Origin of the sequence: Sphingomonas sp. (assembly GCF_017304635.1) — a bacterium.
GTDB lineage: Bacteria > Pseudomonadota > Alphaproteobacteria > Sphingomonadales > Sphingomonadaceae > Sphingomonas.
This window is the reverse complement of sequence record NZ_JAFKMA010000006.1, coordinates 101,097-127,160: the sequence shown is the minus strand read 5'-3', so window position 1 is coordinate 127,160 and position 26,064 is coordinate 101,097. Positions and strand designations below refer to the sequence as shown.

The window sequence follows — 26,064 nt, the reverse complement described above, 5'->3', positions numbered from 1 at the left end:
CCCTTCAGGGGAGGGGCTGGGGGTGGGGGACGTCTCACCGAGATCGCTCGCCCGTGACTGCCCCACCCCAACCCCTCCCCTGAAGGGGAGGGGCTTGCACGTCACTCCGCCGCCGGCTGCTCCTTGCCGCCGTGATAGCCGATCGGCCGCGGCGCCTGGTCGTGTTCGATCGCCGGCCGGTCCTCGTCGCCGGGGCGATAGGTGAGCAGGCGGCGGCTGAGCTTCGGACCCAGCCAGCCCTCGATTCCGATTGCCAGGCTGAAGCTCGCCGGCACGATCAGCAGCGTGAGGATGGTCGACAGCGACAGCCCGCCGATCACGACGATGCCCATCGGCGCGCGCCACGACGCGTCGCCCGACAGCGACAGCGCGGTCGGCACCATGCCCGCGACCATCGCGACCGTGGTCATCACGATCGGCTGCGCGCGCTTGTGCCCGGCATCCTCGATCGCTTCCAGGCTCGGCACGCCCTTGCCCATCTCCTCCAGCGCGAAGTCGATCAGCAGGATCGAGTTCTTGGCGACGATGCCGAGCAGCATCAGCAGGCCGATATAGACCGGCATCGATACTGGCTGTCCCGCGATCCACAGCGCGATCAACCCGCCCAATGGCGCCAGCAGCAGCGAGCCCATGTTGACGAACGGCGGCAGCACGCGGCGGTAGAGCAGGATCAGCACCGCGAACACCAGGAAGATGCCCGACAGCAACGCGATGATGAAGTTGTTTATCATCTCGCCCTGCCACTTCTGCTGGCCGAGCGTCAGCCGCTCGACGCCCGGCGGCAGGTTCTTGACCGCGGGCAGGGCGTCGATTTCCTTCCACGCCTCGCCCGACACCAGCGGCTTGCCGGTCTTGGGGTTGAGGCCCAGGTCGGCGCCGATCGTGATCTGGCGCTGCAACTGGACGCGCTGGATCTTCGACGGGCTGGCGCCGAAGCCGATATCGGCGACGGTCGACAGCGGCACCGATCCACCGGTCGCGGTCGGCACCGGCAGGTTCTGGATCGTCGACAGCCGCGACCGCGACGATTGTTCGAGCATCACCGTGATCGGCACCTGACGGTCCGACAGCGAGAATTTCGCCTTGTTCTGCTCAATGTCGCCCAGCGTCGCGAGCCGGATCGCGTTGGACAGAGCGGCGGTCGTCACGCCCAGATCGGCGGCGAGGTCGAAGCGCGGGCGGATCTCCAGCTCCGGTTGTTGCAGGTCGCCCTGCACGCGCGGCGCGACCACGCTTTTCAGCGACGCCATCTGCGCCACGATCTTCTGCGCGACGTCGTTGAGCTGCTTGGGATCGGCCCCGCCCAGCACGAGCGTCAGGTCGCGGCCCGACGAGCCCCAGCCCTGCTGCGAGCGGAACGTCACCCGCGCGTCGGGGATCGCCGCCAGCGTCGGCGCCAGGTCGCGCTCGAACTTGACGCTCTTCTTGTCCTTGTCCTTCCTGAAGATCGCCTCGACGCGGCCGCTGCCGACGCCGGCGCGGCTGTAGACGTGCTGGACCTGCGGCTGCGCGCGGAGCAAGGCGGCGACGCGATCGACCACCGCCTGCGTCTGCGCGAGCGTGGTGCCGGGCACCATCTCGATCGAGGCGGTCGACGAATCCTGATCCTGATCGGGCTGGAACGATTGCGGCAGGATCGCGAACATGAACCCGGTGAGGATCAGCGCGACCGCCCCGGCGACGATCGACGACCAGCGGTGGCGCAGCGTCCAGCGCAGCGCCCCCATATACTTGTCCATCAATCGGCCTTCGCCATGCGACGCGTGGCCCTTCGCTTTCAGGAAATAGGCCGCGATCATCGGCGTGATGAGGCGCGCGACCGCCAGCGAGATCAGCACCGAGACGACGACGGTCAGCGCGAAGTTCTTGAAGAACTGGCCCGACACGCCCGGCATCAGGCCGCACGGCAGGAAGACGGCGACGATCGACATGGTCGTCGCCAGCACCGCGATGCCGATCTCGTCGGCGGCGTCGATCGACGCCTGGTACGCGGTCTTGCCCATGCGCATGTGGCGGACGATGTTCTCGATCTCCACGATCGCGTCGTCGACCAGCACGCCCGCCACCAGGCTGAGCGCGAGCAGGGTCATCTGGTTCAGCGTGAACCCCATCAGGTCCATGATCCAGAAGGTCGGGATCGCCGACAGCGGGATGGCGAGCGCGGAGATCGCGGTCGCGCGCCAGTCGCGCAGGAACAGGAACACCACGACGACCGCCAGCGCGGCGCCCTCGACCATCGCCTCGATCGCCGAATGATACTGCTTCTCGGCATATTCGGTGTTGTTCTCGATCAGCTGGAAGTGGACGCGCGGGTCCTTCTTCTCGAGCGCCAGCAGCTTGGCCTCGGCGTCGTGGAACACGCTGACGTCCGACGCGCCCTTGGCGCGCTGGAAATCGAAGCTGATGACTTGGCGACCGTCGAGCTGCGAGGCGGAGCGCTGTTCGGCGAACTGGTCGACCACGGTCGCGATGTCGCTCAGCTTGACGATGCGGCCGCCGCCGACCGCGATCTGGGTCTGGCCGAGCGCATAGGCGTTGGGCGCGTTGCCCAGCACGCGCACGCTTTCCTCCGACCCGGCGATCTGGGCGCGCCCGCCGGCGGTGTTCAGGTTGACCTGGCGCAACTGCGCATTGACCGCGGAGGCGGTCAGGCCGAGCGATTGCAGCTTGGCCGGATCGAGCTTGACCAGGATTTCGCGATTGACGCCGCCGTTGCGCTCGACGGTGGCCATGCCGGGCACCGCCTGCAATTCCTTGGTCACGGTATTGTCGATGTACCAGCTCAGTTCCTCGACCGTCATGTCGGTCGCGATCGCGGCATAGCTGGCCAGGTCGTTGCCGGTCGTGTTGACGCGCGACACCTGCGGTTCGAGGATGCCGTCGGGCAGCGAGCCGCGGATCTGCTGGATGGCGCTGCGCACGTCCTCTACCGCGCGGTCGATCGGGGTGCCGATCGCGAGCTGGACGATGGTGGTCGACGATCCCTCGCTGACGTTCGAGTTGATCTCGTCGATCCCGTCCAGGCTGCGTACCGCCGCCTCGACCTTCTGCGTCACCTGGTTCTCAAGCTCGGTCGGCGCGGCGCCGGGCTGCGACACGTTGACGATCACGACCGGGAAATCGATGTCGGGATCGTTATTGACCGGCATCGTGCGGAAGCTGAACAGCCCCGCGACGGTCAGCATGAAGAACAGGACGATGCTGGGGACCGGGTTGCGGATCGACCAGGCGGAGATGTTGCGGAAGCTCATCGGGTCGTCCTTATTTGCGCAGGATCGGCTTGATCTTCTGGTTATCGCTCAGGAACGCGCCCGCCGACAGCACCACGCGGTCGTTGGGACCGATCCCGCTGGTGATCGCGACGCCCTTGTCGGACACTTCGCCGACGGTGACCTTGGTCCGGTGCACGCGATCGTCCTTGCCCAGCACATACACGAAATTGCCCTGCGCGTCGGTCTGAATCGCCGAGTTGGGCAGGACCGGCGCGGTGGACGCGCCCGCCGCGATCGTCGCGGAAGCGAAGCCGCCCGGGCGCAGCGCCTTGTCGTAGGGGATGGCGATCCGCGCCGTGCCGCGGCGCGACTGCGGGTCGATGACGGGCGAGATCTGCCAGATCGCGCCCTTGAAGCTGCGGTCGCTGCCGACCGGGGTCACGTCGGCGCGCTGGCCGACGCTCAATTGCTGGAGGTCGCTTTCGCTCAGTTCGGCGCGCAGCTCGAACTCGCCGCCCTGCGCCATCCGGAACAGCACGCCCGACCCCGGGCTGACGATCTGGCCCGGCTCGACCGAGCGCGTGAGGACCAGCCCCGACGCCGGCGCGCGGATGTCGAGCCGCCCGTTCGCCGCGCGCTGCTGCGCTAGTTGCGCCTGCGCCACCCGTACCCGGGCGATGGCGGCGTCGCGCGTCGCGATCTTGGTTTCCAGGTCGGCCTTCGAGATGAAGCCGCGCCCGACCAGCGCCTGCGCGCGATCGACGTTCGACTGCGCGATCTTGGCATCGGCCTGCGCGACCGAAATCTGCGCCGCCAGGCTGTTGGCGGTCTGCGCCTGGACCGAGCGGTCGACCGTCGCCAGCACCTGGCCGGCATTGACCCACTGGCCCGGCTGGACCAACACCGCGGTCACGCGACCGCCCTCGCCGGCGATGCCGACCGGCATGTCGACCCGCGCCGCCAGGCTGCCGGTGCCGGTGATCGTGCGATCGACCGTGTCGTTGCCCGGCGCCATCACCGTGACGGGGGGCAACTGGTCGCCCTGCTGCTGCGGTGCGGCGGCGCCGGTGGCGGGGGTCGCGGCCTTGTGCGGGCGCATGAGCGCGAAGGCGAGCAGCAGCACGACGACGATCGCGGCGACGCCGACGATGATCCAGCGCCGGCGGCTGCGGCGGGCATCGCTGTCATCGATCAGATAGCGGTCGCTCGTCTCGTAATTGGTGTCAGCCACGTCCCGTCGTCCCACCCCTTATGGTGCCCGGCCCCAGCCCGCGACACGCGATTGTCATGCTGTGTTATACAAATAAAGCACCGACCTCAAGAGGCTCGGTGCTATCCCCGCCACTTCTTGCGCTTTTTGCGACCGTATCGCAAGTCGATGCCCTCGTTCATCGCGGGTAAGGTGTCCGTCCTTATCCGAGCGTATCGACTCGTTCGACCAAGGAGAACCGACCATGCGCCAATCGCTCGCCGCCGCCCTGATCCTCGCCTCCATCGCCGCCACCCCGGCGATCGCGCAGGTCGCCGCGGCGCCCGCCGTGCTGCCCGACGGCGCCATTCTGGAGGTGGTCGCGACCGGCAAGACGACGCGCGTGCCCGACATCGCGACGATCCGCGCCGGGGTGGTGACGCAAGCCACGACCGCCAGCGCGGCGCTGGGCGAGAATGCGCAGCGCATGGCGGGGGTCATGCAGGCGCTGAAGGCGGCGGGGGTGCAGGCGCGCGACATCGCCACCGCCAACGTCTCGCTGCAACCGCAATACCGGTATCAGGACAACCAGCCGCCGGTGCTGACCGGGTACCAGGCGTCGAACACGGTGTCGGTCCGCTTCCGCGACGTCGCCAAGGCTGGCGGCATCCTCGACGCGCTGGTCAAGCAGGGGGCGAACCAGATCCAGGGGCCGGACCTGTCGCTCGACCAGCCCGACGCGGCGCTCGACGAGGCGCGAGTCGATGCGGTCAAGCGGGCGCGGGCGCGGGCCGATCTCTATGCACGGGCGGCCGGGCTGAACGTGGTGCGGATCGTCGCGATCGACGAGAATGGCGAGAATGCCGGTTCGCCCCCGCCGCGCCCGGTCTTCTATGCCCGCGTGCAGGCGGTGCCGCAGCCCGACACCGCGCTGGCGCCCGGCGAGACCGACGTCACCGCGACGGTGACGGTGCGTTTCCTGCTCAAGTGATGAAAAAGGGGCCGCGCGGTCGGCGCGGCCCCCTTGTTCGCCTGGACGACGTGCCGGGCGATCAGATGCGGCGGCGATAGCCCGCGCGCTGCACCAGCGTCACCACCAGCAGCAGGACGACCGCGCCCAGGAAGGCGCTGACATAGGGGCCGGCGGTGCCGACGCCGAACATCGGGCCGAACAGCCATGCGCCGATGAACGAGCCGACGATGCCGACGACGATGTTGAGCAGGATGCCTTCGCCGGTGCCGCGGACGAGCAGGCTGGCGAGCCAGCCGATGACGCCGCCGATGACCAGCCAGATGACGAGTTGTTCGATGGTCATATACTCTCTCCTACAAACCACCCGCCCGGATCGGGGCGATCCCCGCTACGACGCGCGCGCCGCCCGGTTGGTTCCGTGGGCGTAATCGTTTCGGCCGGGGTGTAGGCGTCACGTTCCGCCGCTGATCGCATCGGAAATTTCCCAACTTTTGTGCTGTCGGCCGCAGCCGACGCCGTTTTCCCGGGGCATGTGCCAACATCCGTCACGGTCGGTCGGGACGGCCGGATCCGCTCCGTCGGTCGGATGCCTTCGCGCCGGCATCCGACCGATGATGCTGGCCGCGTCCTTGCGATGTAGGATCGCACCCGGCAGCCGGATGGCGCTGCTCGATGCCGCCGGGACGCTCGCGTGCCCGCCGCGAACCACCGGCGTCCGCGTCAACTTCGCCACCTTCCGGGCGCCAAAACGCGATCGGCCCGCCTCTCTTGCGGAGAAGCGGGCCGATATCCGGCGTCGGGCGATGCCCGGCGCGGGTCAGTATTTCTGCTGGCGCTCGTACAGCGACTTGTAGTGCTGGATGCGCGTCACGCGCAGCCCGGGCATGCCCGAGCGATCGATCGCTCGCTGCCAGCCGGCGAATTCCTCGACCGTCAGGCTGTAGCGCGCGCACACCTCGTCCACCGACAGCAGCCCGCCGTTCACCGCGGCGACCACTTCGGCCTTGCGGCGCACGACCCAGCGCGTCGTCTCGGGCGGCGGCAACGTATCGAGCGTGAGCGGCTCGCCGAGCGGGCCGATGACCTTTGCCGGTCGGATTTTCTGGTTCTCGATCATTCGCTACCCTCGATTGGGTCCACCGGACCCGTTCCTTTATCTGTAACGACCGTTAGCGGCCGGACTTGAACACTCATTGAAGCGGCTAGGTAAATGCGGCCTTCATCTCTGTATCCCACCGCCGAAGCCGCTCGGCCTGCCGCACGTCGAACGCGCCGCCCGCCGGACGGAACGGCAGATCGAGCGCGACCGGCCGGTCGAACACCGCCTGGGCCCGCGCGGTCGGCGATGCCGCCTGCCGCGCCGCCACCCCGACGAGCAGCACCGCGAGATCGGGCGGCAACACCGCCGCGCGCGCGTCATGCTCGAAACGAAGGTAGCTCAGGTCCACGTCGGTCTTCGGTCCTTGTCGAACGGATCGACGGTGTAGCCGAACAGACCTAACACCCGGTTACCTAGGCAAGACCCCGTGCGGATCGTATGGGCGGCGATCATGACCGTGGATTTTCAGCTCGGCCCCGACCTGCGAGGCAAGCGCATCGTCGTCGCGATGTCGGGCGGGGTCGATTCGTCGGTGGTCGCGGCGCTGGCCGCGCGGTCGGGTGCGGAGACGATCGGCATCACGCTCCAGCTCTACGACCATGGCGAGGCGACCGGGCGCGCCGGGTCGTGCTGCGCCGGCCGCGACATCCGCGACGCGCGCGCGGTGTGCGACATGCTGGGGATCGCGCATTACGTCCACGACCATGAGAGCGCCTTTCGCGCGACCGTGATCGACCAGTTCGCCGACGATTATGTCGCCGGCCGCACCCCGATCCCCTGCGTCCGCTGCAACATGGGGCCGAAATTCACCGATCTGTTCCAGCTCGCGCGCGATCTCGGCGCCGATGCGCTGGCGACCGGGCACTACGTCCGCCGCGTCGCGGGGCCGGCCGGGGCGGAGCTCCACCGCGCCGCCGATCCGGCGCGCGACCAGAGCTATTTCCTGTTCGCGACGACGCAGGCCCAGCTCGATTACCTGCGCTTCCCGCTCGGCGCCCTGCCCAAGGCGCGCGTGCGCGAACTGGCGGCGGAACTCGGTTTGGGGGTCGCGGCCAAGCCCGACAGCCAGGACATCTGCTTCGTGCCCGACGGCGACTATGCCGCGCTGGTCGAGAAGCTGCGGCCCGAAGCGGGAGCGGGTGGCGATATCGTCGACCTGGCCGGCCGCAAGCTGGGCGAGCATCGCGGGCTGATCCACTTCACCATCGGCCAGCGCCGGGGTCTGGAGATCGGCGGCTCGCCCGAACCGCTCTACGTCGTCCGGCTCGATCCGGCCGACCGCCGCGTGATCGTCGGCCCGCGCGCCGCGCTGGCGGTAACGGCGGCGCGGCTCGAGGATATCAACCGCCTCGGCCCCACCGACGACGCCCCGCTGACCGCCAAGGTCCGCAGTCTCGCCAAGCCGGTTCCCGCACGGCTGGTCGGCGACCGCATCCTGTTCGACACGCCCGAATACGGCGTCGCGCCGGGGCAGGCGGCCGTCCTCTACGCCGGCGACCGCGTGCTAGGCGGCGGCTGGATCGCGGACACACAAGCGGCGGCGGACGCGCTGGCGGCGTGAGCGTGACTCGCACCTCGCATTGCCGATGCGGTCAGGTCCAGTGCGTCGCAACCGGCGACCCGATCCTGAGCACGGTCTGCTATTGCACCGACTGCCAGGCGGGCGGCCATCTCATCGAAGCGTTGCCCGGCGCGGCGCCCGTGCTCGATCCCGACGGCGGCACGGCCTATCTGACCTATCGCGACGACCGGTTCGCGGTGGTCGCCGGCAAGGATTTGATCGTCGGCTACAGGCTCAAGGATGATTCGCCGACCCAGCGTTTCGTCGCTTCCTGCTGCAATTCTGGCATGTTCGTGAAGTTTGCGCCCGGCCACTGGACGTCGACCTATCGCCACCGGTTCGACGGCCTCCTGCCGCCGGTCGAGATGCGCACGAAGGTCGGCCGACGCACATCCGGATTGCCGCTCCCCGACGACGTGCCCGCCTATCGCGGCTTTCCGCTGCGGCTGTTCTGGCGATTGCTGACGTCCCGGCTGGTGATGCTCGTCGGCCGGTAGGCGGTCACGCGCCGGGGAAGAACCGCTCGATCACGCTTGACGCCAATCGCGCGGGGCGTAGCGTCTCGGCATCGATGCAGCACCAGCTCGATTTGACTTCGGCCAGCACGTCCTCGCCACGCCGGATGACGGTCTGGTAGAAGGCGCGGGCGCCGTGGACCTTTTCGAGCAGGACGGTGGCGATCACGTCGTCCTCGAGGAAGGTCGGCTTGCGATACGTGATCTCATGGCGAAGCGCGACCCACAGCAGGCTGGCGACGGCATCGGCCGGCGCGATCTTGCGCCAGTGGCTCAGCACCGCCTCCTGCACCCACTTCAGGTAGGACGCATTGTTGACGTGCCCCATGAAATCGATGTCGGCCGGATCGATCGGCACCGGAAAATCGTGCGGGAGGGCATGCGCGGTCACGCAAGTCATATAGCGCGCGCCACGGTTTTTCGCCAGTTTCCGGGCAGTCGCGGTGACGCTACGGAATGCGCGATCGCAGCCGGGGCGGGCTAAATTATTCCCGCCCGCGCCGGGTTAGCCGAGCAGGAACGTCCCCTCGATCACCGTCACGCAGGTCCCGCCCAGTACGACACGGTCGCCGTCGAGCCGGCACGTCAGGTGCCCGCCGCGCCTGCTCGCCTGGAACGCGGTCATCGTGTCGCGGCCGAGCCGCTTCGCCCAGTAGGGGACCATCACCGCGTGCGCGGACCCCGTCACCGGATCCTCGTCGATCCCCGCTCCCGGCGCGAACACGCGGCTGACGATGTCGGTCTCCCCGCCCGGCGCGGTGACGATGGTCAGGACGTCGCCCTCGCGCGCCAGTGCGCGATAGTCTGGATCGAGCGCCAGCACCTGCGCCGCGCTGTCGAGCACGATCAGGCCGTAGCGATGTTCGTGCCACAACGTCTCCTTCGCGCCGTCGAGGCCGAGTGCGGTGACGATCGCCGGCAACGGCTTCGGGCTCGGCCCCCAGGCCGGCAGCGACAGCTCGTAGCCGGCGCCGGCGCGCGCGACGTCGAGCATCCCCGCCTTGCGCGTGCGAAACCGCACGCGGTCCATGTCGGGCGTGGCGGACAGGACGAAATGACCGCTCGCCAGCGTGGCATGGCCGCACAGCACGACTTCGCTGGTCGGCGTGAACCAGCGTAGGTCGAAGTCGGCGTCGTTATCTTCAGCGGCGAGCAGGAACGCGGTCTCGCTCAGGTTGTTCTCCGCCGCGATCGCCTGGAGCACGGCATCGTCGAGCCATGCGTCGAGCGGCATCACCGCCGCCGGATTCCCTTCGAACGGCGCCCGCGCGAACGCGTCGATCTGGGCGAACGGTAGGCGCATCACAGCTCCCCTTAGACTCGCTTGCCGAACCAGTGCGGCGTCACGTCGGCCTCGACCAGCGGATTGTCAGTATCGACATGGCCTTCGGGATCGAGGTGGATCAGCACCTCGACCTTGGGGAACGCCTTGTGCAGCGCGCGTTCGACGCCTTCGACCACGTTATGCGCCTCGCGCACGGTGATGTCGGACGCGACTTCCATGTGGAACTGCGCGAAGTCGTGACTGCCCGAACGACGCGTGCGGAAATCGTGGATGCCGCGGATGCCGGGCTGGCGCGCGGCAACCTCGATGAAGGCCGCGCGCTGTTCCTCGGGCCATTCCTTGTCCATCAGCATGTCGATCGCATGGCTCGACGCCTGGAACGCGCCCCAGGCCAGCCACGCGGCGATCGCGATGCCGAACAGCGGGTCGGCGCGGTGCCAGCCGAGAAACTGGTCGATCGCCAGCGCCGCGATCACCGATCCGTTGAGCAGCACGTCCGACTGGTAATGGACGTTGTCCGCCATGATCGCGACCGACCCGGTCTTGCGGATGACGCTGCGCTGGTACGCGAGCAGGACCAACGTCGCCAGGATCGCGGCGATCGACACGCCGATGCCGAACTCCGCGTCCTGCGTCGGCGCATCGCTGCCCAGCGCGGCGATCGCGCGCCAGGCGATGCCGACCGCCGACACGGAAATGAGCACGACCTGGAACAACGCCGCCAGCGCCTCCGCCTTGCCGTGGCCGAAGCGGTGGTCGTGATCGGCCGGCTCGGCGGCGAGCTTGACGCCGTACAAAGTGACCAGGCTGGCGAGCAGGTCGAGCCCCGAATCGGCGAGGCTGCCGAGCATCGCGACCGATCCGGTGCTCCACGCGGCATAGCCCTTCAGCGCGATCAGCGCGCACGCCATCCCCACGCTCGCCAGCGCGGCGCGCACGGCATAGGGGATGATCCGACGGCGTTCGCTTTCGGTCATCATGGGTATAACAGTCCCTCGGTCCACGCCTCGCCGATCGCGCGGTCGAACGCGCGGCGTTCGTGCAGGCGATGCGCGCGGTCCTGCCAGAATTCGATATGGTCGGGCGTCAGGCGATAGCCGCCCCAATGTGGCGGGCGCGGCACGTCCTGCCCGTCGAATCGCGCCTGCATCTCCGCGAAGCGCGCCTCGAACGTCGCGCGGTCGATCAGCGGGCGCGACTGGTCGGACGCCCAGGCGCCGAGCTGCGAGTCGCGACCGCGGCTGGCGAAATAGGCGTCGGACTCGGCATCGCTGGCGAGGGCGAGCGAGCCTTCGATGCGGACCTGACGGCGGAGCGACTTCCAGTGGAACAGCAAGGCGGCCTGTTGATTGGCCGCGATGTCGTCGGCCTTGCGGCTTTCCCGATTGGTGTAGAACACGAAGCCGTCCGGCCCGTGCCCCTTCAACAGCACCATCCGCACCGACGGCCGACCGCGCGCGTCCACCGTCGCCAGCGCCATCGCGTTGGGATCGTTGGGCTCGCGCGCCCGGGCGTCGGCGAACCAGGCATCGAACAGGGCGAAGGGATCGGTGGCCATGGCGGGCGCTTTACCCGCGCCGACGGGCGGCGTCACCCCGGCCTGTGGGAACGAGTCTTTTCCTTGCGAATTGAATCGGTTCCGCAACGTGAAGGAAACGATCGCATGGCCGCGCGCGCCTATTGGCAGGGACAGATCCGGCTGGCGCTGGTGTCGATCCCGGTCGAAATCTACACCGCGACCAAGTCCGGCGCGCAAGTCGCGTTCCATCAGGTCCACGAACCCAGCGGCAAGCGCGTCAAGTACGAGAAGGTCGTGCCCGGCCTCGGCCCGGTCGATACCGACGAGATCGTGAAGGGGTTCGAGTATGAGAAGGGCGAGTACGTCCTGCTCGACCAGGACGAGATCGACGCGGTGAAGCTCGAATCGAAGAAGACGCTGGAACTGACCCAGTTCGTCGACGCGAGCGAGATCGACGTGCTCTATTACGAACGCCCCTATTTCGTCGTCCCCGCCGACGATCTGGCCGAGGAAGCGTTCATCGTGCTGCGCGAGGCGTTGCGTCGGTCGAAGAAGGTCGGGCTGGGGCAGCTGGCGATGCGCGGGCGCGAATATGTCGTCAGCCTGAAACCGTGCGGGCGCGGCATGGTGCTGGAGACGCTGCGCTACGCCGACGAGGTCAACAAGGCGCAGGGCTATTTCCACGACATCCCCGACAGCAAGCCCGACGAGGACCTGCTCGATCTGGCGACGACGCTGATCGACAAGAAGACCGCGGCGTTCGATCCGAAGGAGTTCCACGACCGCTATGTCGATGCGCTGAAGGACCTGATCGCGCGCAAGGCCAAGCAGAAGACCAACCGCAAGATCATCGAGGACAAGGACGACGAGGGCACCGGGCGGACGGGATCGAACGTCGTCGACCTGATGGCGGCGCTGAAGAAATCGATCGAGAAGCCGGCCGCGAAGACTGTCTCGAAGACGGCGACGGCCGCGACGAAGAAGCCGGCGCACCGCAAACCTGCGGCGAAGAAGCGTGCTTGAGGTCAAACCGTCGCCGCGGCGCAGGCCGGGGCCGCCGGCGGCCCCTGCCGGGGCGTCGAAACACAGCGGCCCCGGCCTGCGCCGGGGCGACGGCTGATGGTCGATCCCCTCGCCACCTACAACGCCAAGCGCGATTTCGCGAAGACCGCGGAGCCGCGCGGCGAAGCGGGGCCGACGACGGGCAACCGCTTCATGGTGCAGAAGCACGACGCGACGCGGCTGCATTGGGATTTGCGGCTACAGGTCGGCGGCGTGATGAAGAGCTGGGCGGTGACGCGTGGGCCCAGCCTCAACCCCGACGACAAACGGCTGGCGGTGCAGACCGAGGATCACCCGCTCAGCTATTCCGACTTCGAGGGGACGATCCCGGCCGGCGAATATGGCGGCGGCACGGTCATGCTGTGGGACGACGGCTGGTGGGAGCCGATCCCGGGCAAGTCCGCGGACGATCTCAAGGACGGCCACCTGCACTTCATCGTCCATGGCGAGCGGATGAAGGGCGAATGGCTGCTGATCCGGCTGAAGCCGCGCAACACCAAGGAGCGGCGCGCCAACTGGCTGCTGCGCAAGATCGCGGACGAATATGCGGGCGGATCGGACGATCTCGTCGACGGCGCGGTGACCAGCGTGAAGACCGGCCGCACGATGGCGGCGATCGCGACGGGCAAGAAGGCGAAGGAGCTGGCGAGCTGGAAGAAGCTGCGCGCGGCGGCCAGCCAACAGCCGTCATCCCCGCGAAAGCGGGGACCCATCTCCTCTGCCATCCAGAAAAACGACGGGAGTGATGGGGGTAAAGCACGGGAGATGGGCCCCCGCTTGCGCGGGGGTGACGGTAAATTGCCCAAGTTCCACGAACCCCAGCTCTGCACCCTCGTCGACAGTGTCCCGACCGGCAGCGGCTGGATCCACGAGGTCAAGTATGACGGCTATCGCGCGCTCGTCGCGATCGGCGGCGGCAAGGCGAAGGTCTATACCCGCAACGGCCTCGACTGGACCGCCAAGTTTCCCGGCATTGCCGAGGCCGCCGCGACCCTGCCGGTCGAGCGCGCGCTGATCGACGGCGAGATCGTCGCGTTCAAGGACGGTCGCCCCGATTTCTCGACGCTGAAGGACGCGATCTCGAGCGGCGGCGACATGACGCTGTTCGCGTTCGACCTGCTCGACCTCGACGGTGAGGCGCTCGTCGACCTGCCCAACGTCCAGCGCAAGGAGCGCCTCCGCCCGCTGCTCGACGGAGCCGATCCGCGCCTGCAATTCGCCGAGCACATCGTCGGCGAGGGCGAGAAGCTGTTCGCGGCGATGTGCCGCGAGGGGTATGAGGGCATCGTCAGCAAGCGCGCCGACGCGCGCTATGTCGGCAAGCGCACGCAGAACTGGGTGAAGGTCAAATGCCTCCACCGCCAGGAATTCGTCATCGTCGGCTGGACCAAAAGCGACAAGTCGCGCGGGTTTCGCGCACTGCTGCTCGGCGTGAACGAGGGCGGCACGCTGCGCTACGCCGGCAAGGTCGGCACCGGGTTCACCGTCGCTTCGATGAACGAGCTGCGCGCGAAACTCGACCGGCTCGCGCGCAAGACGCCGACCGTCGAGGCGCCACGCGCGGCGGTGCGCGGCGCGCAATGGGTCAGCCCGAAACTGGTCGCCGAGATCGCGTTCACCGAAGTTACGCCCGATGGCGTGCTGCGCCATCCGAGCTTTCTGGGGCTGCGCGGCGACAAGGAGGCCGGCGAGGTGGTCGAGGAGAAAGCGAAGCCCGCGCCCGGGCCCACGACGTCGAACGTCACGATCACGCATCCCGACCGGCTGATCTTTCCCGACTCGCCCGTCACGAAGGGCGATCTCGCCGCCTATTACGACGCGATGGCCCCGGTGATCCTGCCGTTCGCCGCCAATCGCCCGATCAGCCTGGTGCGTTGCCCGCAAGGGCGCGGCAAGCATTGCTTCTTCCAGAAGCACGATGCCGGATCGTTCGGCGATCACGTCAGGCATGTCGACATCACGGAGAAGGACGGCTCGGTCGAGCCCTATCTCTATGTCGAGGACGCCGACGGCCTGCTGACTTGCGTGCAGATGGGGACGATCGAGTTCCATGGCTGGGGCTCGTCGATCGGCGATGTCGAGAAGCCCGATCGCATGGTGTTCGACCTCGATCCCGACGAAGGGCTGGGCTTCGACGCCGTCAAGCAGGCGGCGGCCGACCTGAAGGCGCATCTGGCCGAGATCGGTCTGGTCAGCTTCGCGATGCTGTCGGGCGGCAAGGGCGTCCATGTCGTCGTGCCGCTGACGCCGCAGGCGGAATGGCCCGCGGTCAAGGATTTCGCCGATCGCTTCTGCGTCGCGCTGGCGCAGGCCGAGCCCGACCGCTTCACCGCGACGATGAGCAAGGCGAAGCGCAAGGGGAAGATCTTCCTCGATTGGCTGCGCAACCAGCGCGGCTCGACCGCGGTGATGCCGTATACCGCGCGCGCCCGGGCGGGTGCGCCGGTCGCGGTGCCGGTGACCTGGGTCGAGCTGGCGGACATCGACACCGCCGCCCAATGGCATGTCGGCGACCAGGCGGCGTTGCTGGAGCGCGCGTCGGGCAATGACCTGGCCGGCTGGGGCGTCGCGCGGCAGGTGCTGCCGGACCTTTGACCCCGGGCCATCCAATTCCACCGTCATCCCCGCTTTCGCGAGGATGACGATAGAACGGGGTATGGGCTGACCAATTGCGCAACGGCCGCACTTCCCCCACATAGCGTCCCCGTATGGCAGCCGATCCTTATTCCACCCTTGGCGTCGCGCGCGGCGCGAGCGAAGCGGACATCAAGAAAGCGTACCGCAAGCTCGCCAAGGAGCTGCATCCCGACCGCAACAAGGACAATCCGAAGGCGGCGGAGAAGTTCAGCCAAGTGACGCAGGCGTACGACCTGCTCAACGACAAGGACAAGCGCGCGCGGTTCGACCGCGGCGAGATCGACGGCGACGGCAATCCGGCGATGCCGTTCGGTTACGGCCAAGGCGGCGGCGGACCGCAGGGCGGCTTCCGCGCCGGCCCCGGCGGCGGGTTCGAGTTTCGCGGCGGCGACCCGAACGGCGGCGGCGATTTCAGCGACCTGTTCGAAGGGCTGTTCGGCGGGCGCGGACGTGGCGGCGGCGGGTTCGCGGGCGGCTTTGGCCGGCGCGAGCAGCCCAAGGGCGCCAATGTCGCCTACAAGCTCGCGGTGCCGTTCGTCGATGCGGCGACGCTGGCGCCGCAGCGGATCACGCTCGGCGACGGCAAGACGATCGACCTGAAGCTGCCCGCCGGCGTCGAAAACGGCACGCAGATGCGGCTGTCGGGCAAGGGCCAGCCCGGCCCGGGCGGTGCCGGCGACGCGATCGTCACGATCGAGATCCAGCCGCACCGCTTCTTCACCCGCGACGGCGACGATATCCGGCTCGATTTGCCGATCAGCCTGTCGGAAGCCGTGCTGGGCGGCAGCGTGCGGGTGCCGACCGCCGAGAAAGCGGTCATGCTGACCATTCCCAAGGGGTCGAGCTCGGGCAAGGTCCTGCGCCTCAAGGGCAAGGGGTTCCACCGGAAGTCCGGCGGGCCGAACGGCGCCAGGGGCGACCAGCTGGTGACGCTGATGGTCGATCTGCCCGTCGATGACGATGCCCTGGTCGAATTTGTGCAGGGTTGGCAGGACAAGGACAGGAACCCGCGCGGCAACATGGGCGTCTGACGCTGCATGACTCAGACCTCGCCGCTGTCGCCCGAAGCTCGCGCCAGACGCGGCTATCACGAGCGACACGGCAAGCCGGTCTGGACGCGCGCGTGGATCGTCACGAAGCGCGTCGCGGTCGGCATCTTCACCAACGGCTTCATGTATGCGGGCAACCTCGCCTACCTCGCGCTGATGACGGTGTTCCCGTTCTTCATCCTGGCCGCCGCGATCGCCTCGATCGTCGGACAGAGCCACGAGGCGGTGCGCGCGGTCGATTCCTTCCTTTACACGCTGCCGCCCAACGTCGCCGACATCCTGCGCAAGCCGATCACCGACGTGCTCGCCGCGCGATCGGGCAGCCTGCTGATCTTCGGCGGGATCGTCGCGCTGTGGACCGTGGGCAGCTTCGTCGAGACGATCCGCGACATCTTTGCCCGCGCCTATGGCTTCGCGTTCGACAAGCCGTTCTGGAACTATCGCCTTCGGTCGATGGCGGCGATCGTCATCGCCGTCGTGATAGCCTTGCTCGCTTTCATGATCCAGGGGGTGCTGACCGCCGCGGAGCAATTCGTCTATCATCTGGTGCCGTGGGCGCAGCAGGTCGGCGGCTGGATCGGCGTGTCGCGGATCGTGCCCGCGCTGGTCATGTTCGGCGCGCTCTACATGCTGGTCGCCTCGGTAACGCCCGGCAAATATCGCCGTCAGGGTTGCCCGCTCTGGCCGGGAGCGCTGTTCACGACCGTCTGGTGGATCGCGGCGACGGCGCTGCTGCCGATCGTCCTGGGCGCGCTCGGCGGGTATGACCTGACCTATGGCAGTCTGGCCGGCGTCATCATCACCCTGTTGTTTTTCTGGATCGTCGGGTTCGGCATCTCGATCGGCGCGCACCTCAACGCGGCACTAGCCGAGACGCCCCTTGAGGACGTAAGGGAAGCCCCGACCACCAACGAAGAGGCTGTCGCGACGTGACCGGATTGATGCAGGGCAAGCGCGGGCTCGTCATGGGGCTCGCCAACGACAAGTCGCTGGCCTGGGGGATCGCGAAGAAATTGAGCGAGGCGGGCGCGGAACTCGCGTTCAGCTATCAGGGCGAGGCCATCCTGAAGCGCGTGAAGCCGCTGGCCGACCAGCTCGGATCGACCGTGCTGATCGACTGCGACGTGTCCGACATGGCCGCGCTGGACGCTGCGTTCGCCGAGCTGCAGGCGACGTGGCCGACGATCGACTTCGTCGTCCACGCGATTGGTTTCTCGGACAAGACGCAGCTACGCGGGCGCTATTACGACACCACGCTCGACAATTTCCTGATGACCATGAACATCTCGGCCTACAGCCTGGTCGCGGTGGCGAAGCGCGCGCGGGCGATGATGCCGGACGGCGGCTCGATCCTGACGCTGACCTATTACGGCGCCGAAAAGGTCATCCCGCATTACAACGTGATGGGCGTCGCCAAGGCGGCACTGGAGACGAGCGTCAAATATCTCGCGGTCGACATGGGACCAGACAATATCCGCGTAAATGCGATCTCGGCCGGGCCGATTCAGACGCTGGCGGCGCGCGGGATCGGCGATTTCAATTACATCCTCAAATGGAACGAGCTCAACGCGCCGCTCCGCCGGACGGTGACGATCGAGGATGTCGGGGGGGCGGGCCTCTACATGCTGAGCGACCTGTCGGCAGGCGTGACCGGGGAAATCCATCACGTCGATGCCGGCTACAACGTCATCGGCATGAAGGCCGAGGACGCGCCGGACATTGCGCTGGCCTGACGCGCGGTGAGCTACAACAGTTTCGGACACGTCTTCCGCTTCACGACCTGGGGGGAGAGCCATGGGCCGGCGATCGGCGCGGTGGTCGACGGGTGCCCGCCGGGGCTTGCGCTGAGCGAAGGCGACATCCAGCCGTTCCTCGATGCGCGGCGGCCGGGACAATCGCGCTTCACCACGCAGCGGCAGGAGCCGGACGCAGTCCGTATCCTGTCGGGCGTGTTCGAGGGGCGGACGACCGGCACGCCGATCAGCTTGATGATCGAGAATGTCGACCAGCGTTCGAAGGATTATTCGGAGGTCGCCGCCGCCTATCGCCCCGGTCATGCCGATTACGCCTATGACGCCAAATACGGCTTTCGCGACTATCGCGGTGGTGGCCGCTCGTCGGCGCGCGAGACCGCCAGCCGGGTCGCGGCCGGGGCGGTCGCGCGCCTCGTGGTCCCCGAAGTGCGGATCATCGCCTGGGTCGAGGCGATCGGCGGCGACGCGATCGACTATGCCCGGTTCGACGCGGCGGAGATCGGCAACAACCCGTTCTTCTGTCCGGACGTGCACGCGGCGGCGCGCTGGGAGGCCTTGGTCGACGGCGCGCGCAAGGCGGGGTCGTCGCTCGGCGCGGTGATCGCGTGCGAGGCGACCGGCGTGCCGGCGGGATGGGGGGCGCCGCTCTACGCCAAGCTCGATGCCGAACTCGCGCACGCGTGCATGGGGATCAACGCGGTCAAGGGCGTGGAGATCGGCGACGGGTTCGCCGCCGCCGCGCTGACCGGCGAGCAGAATGCCGACGCGATGCGTCGCGGCAACGAGGGGGCTCCGCGTTTCCTGTCGAACCATGCCGGGGGGATCGCCGGCGGTATCTCGACCGGGCAGCCGGTGACGGTGCGCGTCGCGTTCAAGCCGACCAGCTCGATCCTGACCCCGGTCGAGACGATCACGCGCGAGGGCGTCGATACCGAGATCCGGACCAAGGGACGCCACGACCCCTGTGTCGGCATTCGCGGCGTGCCGGTGGTCGAAGCGATGGTCGCGCTGGTGCTCGCCGACCAGAAACTGCTCCACCGCGCCCAGATCGGCTGAACGCCGCTACGGCAAAGCGGGCGATTCGGGGGACGCGCTGCGGATATCCGGCCGCGATGGGGCGTTTGTACGTTTCCCCAATCATCGGAGAACATCATGAAACTCGCGTTCCTCGCCGGCGCGTTGATCGTCGGCAGCAGCGGCATCGCCGCGGCGCAGACCGTGCCGTCGGTCTCGACGCCGCCCGCCACCGTTCCATCGGTCAGCACGCCGCCGGTCAGCGTGCCGTCACAAACCACCCCGCCGGTGTCCGTGCCCGACACCAGCACGTCGGCGACGACCAGCACGACGGCGACCACGCCGATGACCCCGGACACGTCGGCCACGACCTCGACCACCGCCACGACCGACAGCAACGGCGCGACGGTCGGCACCTCGGTCTCGGGCAAGACCAAGAAAAAGCACTAGGGCCTGTACTCGACCATGCCAGGGATCGTGATCGCCCGGAGTAGGTCGCCGGCAAGGAGCGCAGCGCCGTCGCGTAGCTGAAGCTACGCGCAAGCAAGCGACGCCGTCCGGTGGCCTGCTCCGGGCGACCGCGCAGCGGCGCGCCGATTTCGGCGCCGGGCGGCGTCGCCGCGTCGGTCACGATGCTTCGGCATCGCTCCCTCCTTGCTTCTTGCCCGACACCGAAATCGGCTCCGTCACGACCCTGGGCTGATTGAGTACAGACCCTAAGCCTTTCGTCGGTCAGTCCGCGAACGGGTCGCGCACCAGGATGGTGTCGGCCCGTTCCGGGCTGGTCGACACCAGCGCCACCGGACAGCGGATCAATTCCTCGATCCGGCGGATATACTTGACCGCCGCCGCCGGCAGGTCGGCCCAGCTCCGCGCGCCCGCGGTCGATTCGCTCCACCCCGGCACCGTTTCGTAGATCGGCTCGACCGCCGCCTGGTCGCTCGGGTGCGGCGGCAGGTAATCGAAGGTCCGGTCGCCCAGCCGATAGCCGGTGCAGATTCTGATCTCGTCCAGTCCGTCAAGGATGTCGAGTTTGGTCAGGGCGATCCCGGTGATCCCGCTGACCGCCGCCGACTGCCGCACCAGCACCGCGTCGAACCAGCCGCAGCGCCGCTTGCGCCCGGTATTCACCCCGAACTCGCGCCCGCGCGTGCCGAGATATTCGCCGATCTCGTTGTCCTGCTCGGTCGGGAACGGCCCCGACCCGACGCGCGTGGTATAGGCCTTCACGATTCCCAGCACGAACCCGACCCGGCTCGGGCCGAGCCCCGACCCCGCCGACGCCGTCCCCGCGACCGTGTTGGACGAGGTGACGAAGGGGTAGGTGCCATGGTCGACGTCGAGCAGCACGCCCTGCGCGCCTTCGAACAGGATACGCCGCCCGCGCGCCTGCGCTTCGTTGAGCGTGACCCAGACCGGCTTGGCGAAGGGTAGCACGAACGCGGCGATCTCGCGCAGTTCGGCCATCAGCGCCTCGCGATCGACCGGGGCTTTTCCGAACCCGGCGAGCAGCGCGTCATGGTGCGCGCACAGGCGATCGATCTGCGGCCCCAGCCCGTCGAGATGCGCGAGATCGCAGATGCGGATCGCCCGCCGGCCGACCTTGTCCTCATAGGCCGGGCCGATGCCGCGGCGCGTCGTGCCGATCTTCTGCCCGCTATTCCCCGCGTCGAGCGCATCCTCGCGCAACGCGTCGAGGTCGCGGTGGAGCGGCAGGATCAGCGGCGCGGTCTCGGCGACGTGGAGCACCTCCGGGGTGATCGCGATCCCCTGCTCGGCGATACGAGTCACTTCGTCGCGGAAATGCCAGGGATCGAACACCACGCCGTTGCCGATCACCGACAACGTGCCGCGCACCACGCCGGAGGGTAGCAGCGCGAGCTTGTAGACCTTGCCGTCGATGACGAGCGTGTGGCCGGCATTGTGGCCGCCCTGAAAGCGGACGACGACGTCGGCGCGCTCCGACAGCCAGTCGACGATCTTGCCCTTGCCCTCGTCGCCCCACTGGGCGCCGATCACCGCTACGTTGGCCATGTCCGGATATGCACCTGTCCCCGCCGAGTTCGACCCACGCCCCCTTCGACGGGACTCGGCGCGCGGGCGGTGCCAGGAATGCGAGGGCGCCGGTAGCGGGCAGGGGTGGCGGGTGTCAATGCGGGAGAAGTATGGTGAGTAACGATGTGCTTGCGTACGCAACGTGAGCACGCAATGCTCAACCTATGTTCTCACTCATCAACGATATGGGTAGCCTATGGGGCACTTCCGAAACCGCTTTAGGGCTAAAGACCAAAATACCTTTTGACGGCAAGCTGGCGGAGAATGGTCTTTTTGTCGCCATTGGCGACAGGAAGCTGACCGACGATGAGTTTTGGGACATGTGCAAAGCCGAAGCCAAAGTTCGCTGACTGACCTACTTGCAGACGTCGCGTCCTCGTCTCAGTTTGTCCTTATGACAGCCCATTCCGGCGTGGATGAAGTGATCGAAACCTGGGCGGTGACGAACGTCAAGAAGCTGTTTGACAAGTGGGCTGGCAAGTCAGCACGCTTTGCGTATTCTTCAGGTCTGCGTCCATTCGAGTACTTTCAAATCTCCATCAATCCACCGTGCGAAGGCCATGTCGTTATTTCGGCCAGGTCTATCGACACAGATGATGACACAGAGTTCGAAAGAGAGTGGGAAGGGGCAACCGACAAGCTCGCCGCCATGCTCAACGACGCAACTAAAACCGTCATGGACTGGATCAAACGCTCACCGGCCAATGACAGCTAACTATCCAAACGCCGCCTTCAACAGCCACGAACCCCGCCATCCACCAGCACATGCGTGCACAGTTGCGCCTCGGGCGTGTCGCCGGGTGCGAGCGCGGCCACCGTTACCCAGCCGTCGCTCCGCAACTTCGCCGCCAGCGCCTGGTCGCTGCCGAGCGGGACGAACAGGCGGCGGCGATCCTGTTCCGTCGGGGCGGCGGCGACGATCGCGTCGATATAGAGCGAGAAGCCGATCGCGGCTTCCTCGGCGCCGTCCTCGTGGACGATCGTGTAGCTGCCGCCGCGGCCGATCTCGCCGCGGGCGCCGTCGGCGAACAGCGAGAAGCCGAGCCAGGTCTGGTATTCGAACCCGTGCCGCTCGGTCGGGTCGAGCGTCAGCGCCGCGCGCCCGCGCACCGCGTCCGCCACCGCCGCCAGCCCGTCGAGCCGCGTGCCGAGCGCGCCGCCGCCGTCGAGCGCGCGCAACCGCTCAAGCGCGGCATCGAACGGCCCCGCCGCCTCGATCAGCGGCAGATAGCTGGGCGCGATCGCCGCGACCGCGCCGGCGTCCTTCGCGTCGAGCCGGTCGGCCAGCGTCTCGACCGCTCCCGCGTCCAGCGGCAGCGGCCCCGCCGCCAGCACGCCGAGCAGATCGGGCAGCGTGAAATCGACCGAGATACCGGCGACGCCCGCCGCCTCCAGCGCCTCGACCGCGACGACGACGATCTCGCGCGCCGCTGCGATGGTATCGAGCCCGATCAGCTCGCACCCCGCCTGGCGCCGCTCGCGCGCGGGCGCCAGTTCGGGCCCGCGCAGCCGCAGCACGGGGCCGGCATAGCTCAGCCGCACCGGGCGCGGATGATGCCCCATCCGCGTCGCCGCGATCCGCGCGACCTGCGCGGTGAGGTCGGGCCGGATCGCCAGCGTGCGCTGGCTGATCGGATCGACGAAGCGCACCGCGTCCTGCGCACGCGTTGCCTTCAGCCGGTGCGCCAGCGCATCCTCGAACTCTGCGAGCGGCGGCTCGACGCGCTCGTACCCATGCAGCCGCGCCGCATCGAGCACCCGCGCCTCGACCGCCGCGGCGGCATCGGCATCGGGCGGCAAGCGATCGCGAAAACCGGACGGGAGGAGGGCGTGAGTCATAGTGGAGTAGGGAGTAGGGAGTAGGGAGTAGTTAGGGCAGGGCCGGTTGCTCGCGCAAGCGAGCGATCAGCGTGTGGAGCATACGGCCGATTTCGCCGGCGTCGACCAACAATCCGTCGATTTGTTCGCCGCTCCCCATGCCGAGCCGACTCGCCAGCAACAGATGGGTCTCCACCTCACGAAGCGAGCCCCGCGCGATGCGGAGAAATCCGGCATAGGCCGCTCGCGTCCCGCGACCATGGCCTTCGGCGATATTGGCCGCGACGGACACGGCCGCGCGTCGCGTTTGCGAAACGAGTCCGAATTGCTCGTCGCGCGGATATTCGCTCGTAAGCCGATAGACGCCTTCGGCCATCGCCATGGCGCGCTGCCATACGATCAAGTCACGAAAGCTCTCGATCCGCGCCATGCCCGCTCCCTGCTCCCGGCTCCCTGCTCCCTAAAAACTCAGCCCCATCACCGTCTTCACGCCGGCCAGGCCGCGCACCTTGGCGATCAGTTCCGGCGATACCGCATCGTCGACCGACAGCAGCAGCACCGCTTCGCCGCCCGCGCTCCGCCGACCCAGATGGAACGTCCCGATGTTGACGCCCTCCGTTCCCAGCAGCGTGCCGAGCCGGCCGATGAAGCCCGGCGCATCCTCGTTGACGACGTAGAGCATGTGGCCGGCCATATCGGCCTCGACCTTGATCCCGAACAGTTCGACCAGCCGCGGGGCGGCGTCGCCGAACAGCGTGCCGGCGACCGACCGCTCGCCCGCCTCGGTCTTCACCGACACGCGCAGCAGCGTGTGGTAATCGCCCTCGCGCTCTGTCCGCACCTCGCGCACCTCGATCCCGCGCTCCTTGGCGAGGAGCGGCGCGTTGACCATGTTCACCGTGTCGGTCTGCGTGCGCAGGAAGCCGGCGAGCACGGCGGCCACGATCGGCTTCTGGTTGAGTTCGGCGGCGGCGCCCTCGCTGTGGATCGAGATGCGGCCGATCGCGCCGGTGGTGAGCTGGCCGACCAGGCTACCGAGCTTTTCCGCCAGCGCCATGTACGGCTTCAGCCGCGGCGCTTCCTCGGCCGACAGGCTCGGCACGTTGAGCGCGTTGGTGACACCACCCGAGACCAGATAGTCGGCCATCTGCTCGGCGACCTGGATCGCGACGTTGACCTGCGCTTCGCTGGTGGAGGCGCCGAGGTGCGGGGTCGAGACGAAGTTGGGCGTGCCGAACAGCGGCGATTCCTTGGCCGGCTCGGTCACGAACACGTCGAGCGCGGCGCCTGCGACATGCCCCGAATCGAGCAGTTCCTTCAGCGCCGCCTCGTCCACCAGCCCGCCGCGTGCGCAATTGATGATCCGTACCCCCGGCTTGGTCCGCAGCAGGTTGTCGCGGCTCAGGATGTTGCGCGTCTGGTCGGTCAGCGGCGTGTGCAAAGTAATGAAGTCGGCGCGCGCGAGCAGATCGTCGAGGTCGACCTTCTCCACGCCCAGTTCGACGGCGCGTTCGGGCGACAGGAACGGGTCGAACGCGATCACCTTCATCCTGAGGCCCAGCGCGCGGTCCGCGACGATCGAGCCGATATTGCCCGCGCCGATCAGCCCGAGCGTCTTCGAGGTCAGCTCGACCCCCATGAAGCGGTTCTTCTCCCACTTGCCGGCCTGGGTCGAGGCATCGGCCTCCGGCAATTGCCGGGCGAGCGCGAACATGAGGGCGATGGCGTGTTCGGCCGTGGTGATCGAGTTGCCGAACGGCGTGTTCATGACGACGACGCCCTGCGCGGAGGCCGCGGGGATATCGACATTGTCGACCCCGATGCCGGCGCGGCCGACGACCTTCAGGTTGGAGGCGTGGGCGAGAATGTCCTTCGTCACCTTGGTCGAGCTGCGGATGGCGAGGCCGTCATACTGGCCGATGATCGCCTTCAATTCGTCGGGCGTCTTGCCGGTGATCTCGTCCACCTCGACCCCGCGCTCGCGGAAGATCTGGGCGGCCTTGGGATCCATTTTGTCGCTGATGAGGACTTTGGGCATTGGATTGGACTTTCTTCTGACCGTCATCCCCGCGAAAGCGGGGACCCAGCTTCTGACGGTTCAACTGGTGGTGACGGCGGGAGATGGGTTCCCGCTTTCGCGGGAATGACGAATCAGGAGCGCGCCGTCGCGTAGGCCCAGTCGAGCCACGGGCCGAGCGCCGCGATATCGGCGGTGTCGATGGTCGCGCCGCACCAGATGCGCAGGCCCGCGGGAGCATCGCGATAGCCGGCGACGTCGTAGGCGGCGCCCTCCTTCTCGAGGAGCCCGGCGAAGGTCTTGATGAACGCTTCATCCGCACCGGCGACGGTCAGGCAGACGCTGGTCTTCGACCGCGACGCTTCGTCGGGGGCGAGATGGCCGAGCCAGTCGCGCTCGCTCACGATTGTGTCGAGCGCCGCGGCATTGGCATCGGACCGCGCAATCAGGCCTTGCAGCCCGCCCAGCGACTTCGCCCATTCGAGCGCGAAGATCGCGTCCTCGACCGCGAGCATCGACGGCGTGTTGATCGTCTCGCCCTTGAATACGCCCTCGGCCAGCTTGCCTTTCGACACCAGGCGGAACACCTTGGGCAGCGGCCAGGCCGGCGTGTAGCTTTCCAGCCGCTCGACCGCGCGCGGGCCCAGGACGATGACGCCGTGGCCGCCCTCGCCGCCCAGCACCTTCTGCCAGCTGAACGTCGCGACGTCGATCTTGTCCCACGGCAGGTCGTAAGCGAACACCGCGCTGGTCGCGTCGGCGAAGCTCAGCCCTGCGCGGTCGTCGGCGATCCAGCCGCCGTCGGGGACGCGCACGCCGCTGGTGGTGCCGTTCCAGGTGAACAGGACGTCGTTCGACCAGTCGACCTGATCGAGGTCCGGCAGGTGGCCGTAATCGGCGCGGATGACGGTCGGGTCGATCTTGAGTTGCTTGGCCGCGTCGGTCACCCAGCCTTCGCCGAAGCTTTCCCAGGCGAGGGTGGTGACGGGCCGCGCGCCGAGCATCGTCCACATCGCCATCTCGAACGCGCCGGTGTCGGAGCCGGGGACGATGCCGATACGGTGGGTGTCGGGCAGTTGCAGCATCTCGCGCATTAGATCGATGGCGTATTGCAGGCGCTGCTTGCCGAGTTTCGACCGGTGCGAGCGGCCGAGCACGTCGGTCGCGAGCCTGGCCGCGTCCCAGCCCGGGGGCTTGGCGCAGGGTCCGCTGGAGAAATGGGGGCGAGCCGGCCGGGTGGCAGGCTTTGCAGTGGACGCAACAATGGCGTCGGTAACGTTCGTCTCAGTCATGTCTGACCCTCCT

26 protein-coding genes are annotated in these 26,064 nt (G+C 67.9%); 12 read left to right on the top strand and 14 right to left on the bottom strand.

Going from position 1 to position 26,064, the window contains the following annotated elements; all coding sequences use genetic code 11:
* Positions 1-101: 101 nt before the first annotated feature.
* Positions 102-3,251: an efflux RND transporter permease subunit gene (locus tag J0I47_RS15565; RefSeq protein WP_294047851.1), complete on the bottom strand. Its 3,150-nt coding sequence runs from the start codon at positions 3,249-3,251 to the stop codon at positions 102-104.
* A gap of 10 nt (positions 3,252-3,261) precedes the next feature.
* Complete coding sequence (locus tag J0I47_RS15560) at positions 3,262-4,443, bottom strand: efflux RND transporter periplasmic adaptor subunit (RefSeq protein WP_294047850.1); 1,182 nt, start codon at positions 4,441-4,443, stop codon at positions 3,262-3,264.
* A gap of 223 nt (positions 4,444-4,666) precedes the next feature.
* Here J0I47_RS15560 and J0I47_RS15555 point away from each other — a divergent pair, with 223 nt between their 5' ends.
* Positions 4,667-5,392: an SIMPL domain-containing protein gene (locus J0I47_RS15555; RefSeq protein ID WP_294047849.1), complete on the top strand. Its 726-nt coding sequence runs from the start codon at positions 4,667-4,669 to the stop codon at positions 5,390-5,392.
* Positions 5,393-5,453: 61 nt separating this feature from the next.
* Here the strand turns inward: J0I47_RS15555 and J0I47_RS15550 are convergent, their stop codons facing one another.
* The 3 genes from J0I47_RS15550 to J0I47_RS15540 form a co-directional block, all read right to left on the bottom strand.
* Positions 5,454-5,717, bottom strand: a complete 264-nt coding sequence (locus J0I47_RS15550) for a GlsB/YeaQ/YmgE family stress response membrane protein (RefSeq protein WP_294047848.1) — start codon at positions 5,715-5,717, stop codon at positions 5,454-5,456.
* A gap of 474 nt (positions 5,718-6,191) precedes the next feature.
* On the bottom strand, positions 6,192-6,491 hold the full coding sequence (locus J0I47_RS15545; protein WP_294047847.1) for a DUF1153 domain-containing protein: 300 nt from the start codon (positions 6,489-6,491) through the stop codon (positions 6,192-6,194).
* A gap of 85 nt (positions 6,492-6,576) precedes the next feature.
* Positions 6,577-6,822 (bottom strand): hypothetical protein, encoded by a 246-nt coding sequence (locus tag J0I47_RS15540; RefSeq protein WP_294047846.1) that lies wholly within the window; start codon positions 6,820-6,822, stop codon positions 6,577-6,579.
* Positions 6,823-6,924: 102 nt separating this feature from the next.
* On the opposite strand from J0I47_RS15540, the gene mnmA reads away from it, so the two are divergent.
* Both mnmA and J0I47_RS15530 read left to right on the top strand, forming a co-directional pair.
* Positions 6,925-8,034, top strand: a complete 1,110-nt coding sequence (mnmA, locus tag J0I47_RS15535; RefSeq protein WP_294047845.1) for a tRNA 2-thiouridine(34) synthase MnmA — start codon at positions 6,925-6,927, stop codon at positions 8,032-8,034.
* Between the two features lie 2 nt (positions 8,035-8,036).
* Positions 8,037-8,531 (top strand): hypothetical protein, encoded by a 495-nt coding sequence (locus J0I47_RS15530; RefSeq protein ID WP_294047844.1) that lies wholly within the window; start codon positions 8,037-8,039, stop codon positions 8,529-8,531.
* A 4-nt stretch (positions 8,532-8,535) separates the two neighbouring features.
* Here the strand turns inward: J0I47_RS15530 and J0I47_RS15525 are convergent, their stop codons facing one another.
* The 4 genes from J0I47_RS15525 to pdxH form a co-directional block, all read right to left on the bottom strand.
* Entirely contained in the window at positions 8,536-8,940 is a 405-nt protein-coding gene (locus J0I47_RS15525) for a thioesterase family protein (RefSeq protein WP_294047843.1), read from the bottom strand.
* A gap of 114 nt (positions 8,941-9,054) precedes the next feature.
* On the bottom strand, positions 9,055-9,852 hold the full coding sequence (locus tag J0I47_RS15520) for a PhzF family phenazine biosynthesis protein (protein ID WP_294047842.1): 798 nt from the start codon (positions 9,850-9,852) through the stop codon (positions 9,055-9,057).
* An 11-nt stretch (positions 9,853-9,863) separates the two neighbouring features.
* Positions 9,864-10,811, bottom strand: coding sequence for a cation diffusion facilitator family transporter (locus J0I47_RS15515; RefSeq protein WP_294047870.1), 948 nt, complete (start codon positions 10,809-10,811; stop codon positions 9,864-9,866).
* A complete protein-coding gene (pdxH, locus tag J0I47_RS15510) occupies positions 10,811-11,392 on the bottom strand; it encodes a pyridoxamine 5'-phosphate oxidase (RefSeq protein WP_294047841.1) in 582 nt (193 codons plus the stop codon). Before pdxH ends, J0I47_RS15515 begins: the two co-directional genes overlap by 1 nt.
* Positions 11,393-11,497: 105 nt before the next feature.
* Between pdxH and J0I47_RS15505 the strand changes: the two genes are divergently transcribed.
* The 7 genes from J0I47_RS15505 to J0I47_RS15475 all read left to right on the top strand — a co-directional run bounded on the left by J0I47_RS15505 (position 11,498) and on the right by J0I47_RS15475 (position 19,319).
* Positions 11,498-12,376, top strand: a complete 879-nt coding sequence (locus J0I47_RS15505) for a Ku protein (protein ID WP_294047840.1) — start codon at positions 11,498-11,500, stop codon at positions 12,374-12,376.
* 96 nt (positions 12,377-12,472) lie between these two features.
* A complete protein-coding gene (gene ligD, locus J0I47_RS15500) occupies positions 12,473-15,010 on the top strand; it encodes a DNA ligase D (protein ID WP_294047839.1) in 2,538 nt (845 codons plus the stop codon).
* A gap of 113 nt (positions 15,011-15,123) precedes the next feature.
* Complete coding sequence (locus tag J0I47_RS15495) at positions 15,124-16,083, top strand: DnaJ C-terminal domain-containing protein (RefSeq protein ID WP_294047838.1); 960 nt, start codon at positions 15,124-15,126, stop codon at positions 16,081-16,083.
* Positions 16,084-16,089: 6 nt separating this feature from the next.
* A complete protein-coding gene (locus J0I47_RS15490; RefSeq protein WP_294047837.1) occupies positions 16,090-17,034 on the top strand; it encodes a YihY/virulence factor BrkB family protein in 945 nt (314 codons plus the stop codon).
* Complete coding sequence (gene fabI / locus J0I47_RS15485; protein WP_294047836.1) at positions 17,031-17,834, top strand: enoyl-ACP reductase FabI; 804 nt, start codon at positions 17,031-17,033, stop codon at positions 17,832-17,834. The genes J0I47_RS15490 and fabI overlap by 4 nt, the downstream gene beginning before the upstream one ends.
* Positions 17,835-17,840: 6 nt before the next feature.
* Positions 17,841-18,911: a chorismate synthase gene (gene aroC, locus J0I47_RS15480; protein WP_294047835.1), complete on the top strand. Its 1,071-nt coding sequence runs from the start codon at positions 17,841-17,843 to the stop codon at positions 18,909-18,911.
* Positions 18,912-19,007: 96 nt separating this feature from the next.
* Positions 19,008-19,319, top strand: a complete 312-nt coding sequence (locus J0I47_RS15475; protein ID WP_294047834.1) for a hypothetical protein — start codon at positions 19,008-19,010, stop codon at positions 19,317-19,319.
* Between the two features lie 282 nt (positions 19,320-19,601).
* On the opposite strand, the gene J0I47_RS15470 is transcribed toward J0I47_RS15475, so the two are convergent.
* Positions 19,602-20,903: an adenylosuccinate synthase gene (locus J0I47_RS15470; protein WP_294047833.1), complete on the bottom strand. Its 1,302-nt coding sequence runs from the start codon at positions 20,901-20,903 to the stop codon at positions 19,602-19,604.
* A gap of 185 nt (positions 20,904-21,088) precedes the next feature.
* Here J0I47_RS15470 and J0I47_RS15465 point away from each other — a divergent pair, with 185 nt between their 5' ends.
* Positions 21,089-21,274 carry a hypothetical protein gene (locus J0I47_RS15465; RefSeq protein ID WP_294047832.1) on the top strand — a complete coding sequence of 62 codons (186 nt, stop codon included), beginning with the start codon at positions 21,089-21,091 and terminating at the stop codon, positions 21,272-21,274.
* Positions 21,275-21,336: 62 nt separating this feature from the next.
* Positions 21,337-21,639, top strand: coding sequence for a hypothetical protein (locus J0I47_RS15460; protein ID WP_294047831.1), 303 nt, complete (start codon positions 21,337-21,339; stop codon positions 21,637-21,639).
* Positions 21,640-21,656: 17 nt separating this feature from the next.
* On the opposite strand, the gene J0I47_RS15455 is transcribed toward J0I47_RS15460, so the two are convergent.
* The 4 genes from J0I47_RS15455 to J0I47_RS15440 form a co-directional block, all read right to left on the bottom strand.
* The gene (locus J0I47_RS15455) at positions 21,657-22,763 is read right to left on the bottom strand and encodes an ATP phosphoribosyltransferase regulatory subunit (RefSeq protein ID WP_294047830.1); all 1,107 of its coding nucleotides are present in this window, start codon (positions 22,761-22,763) and stop codon (positions 21,657-21,659) included.
* A 31-nt stretch (positions 22,764-22,794) separates the two neighbouring features.
* Complete coding sequence (locus tag J0I47_RS15450) at positions 22,795-23,172, bottom strand: four helix bundle protein (RefSeq protein ID WP_294047829.1); 378 nt, start codon at positions 23,170-23,172, stop codon at positions 22,795-22,797.
* A gap of 30 nt (positions 23,173-23,202) precedes the next feature.
* Positions 23,203-24,780 carry a phosphoglycerate dehydrogenase gene (gene serA, locus J0I47_RS15445; protein ID WP_294047828.1) on the bottom strand — a complete coding sequence of 526 codons (1,578 nt, stop codon included), beginning with the start codon at positions 24,778-24,780 and terminating at the stop codon, positions 23,203-23,205.
* 113 nt (positions 24,781-24,893) lie between these two features.
* Positions 24,894-26,051, bottom strand: a complete 1,158-nt coding sequence (locus J0I47_RS15440; protein WP_294047827.1) for a phosphoserine transaminase — start codon at positions 26,049-26,051, stop codon at positions 24,894-24,896.
* Positions 26,052-26,064 lie beyond the last annotated feature (13 nt).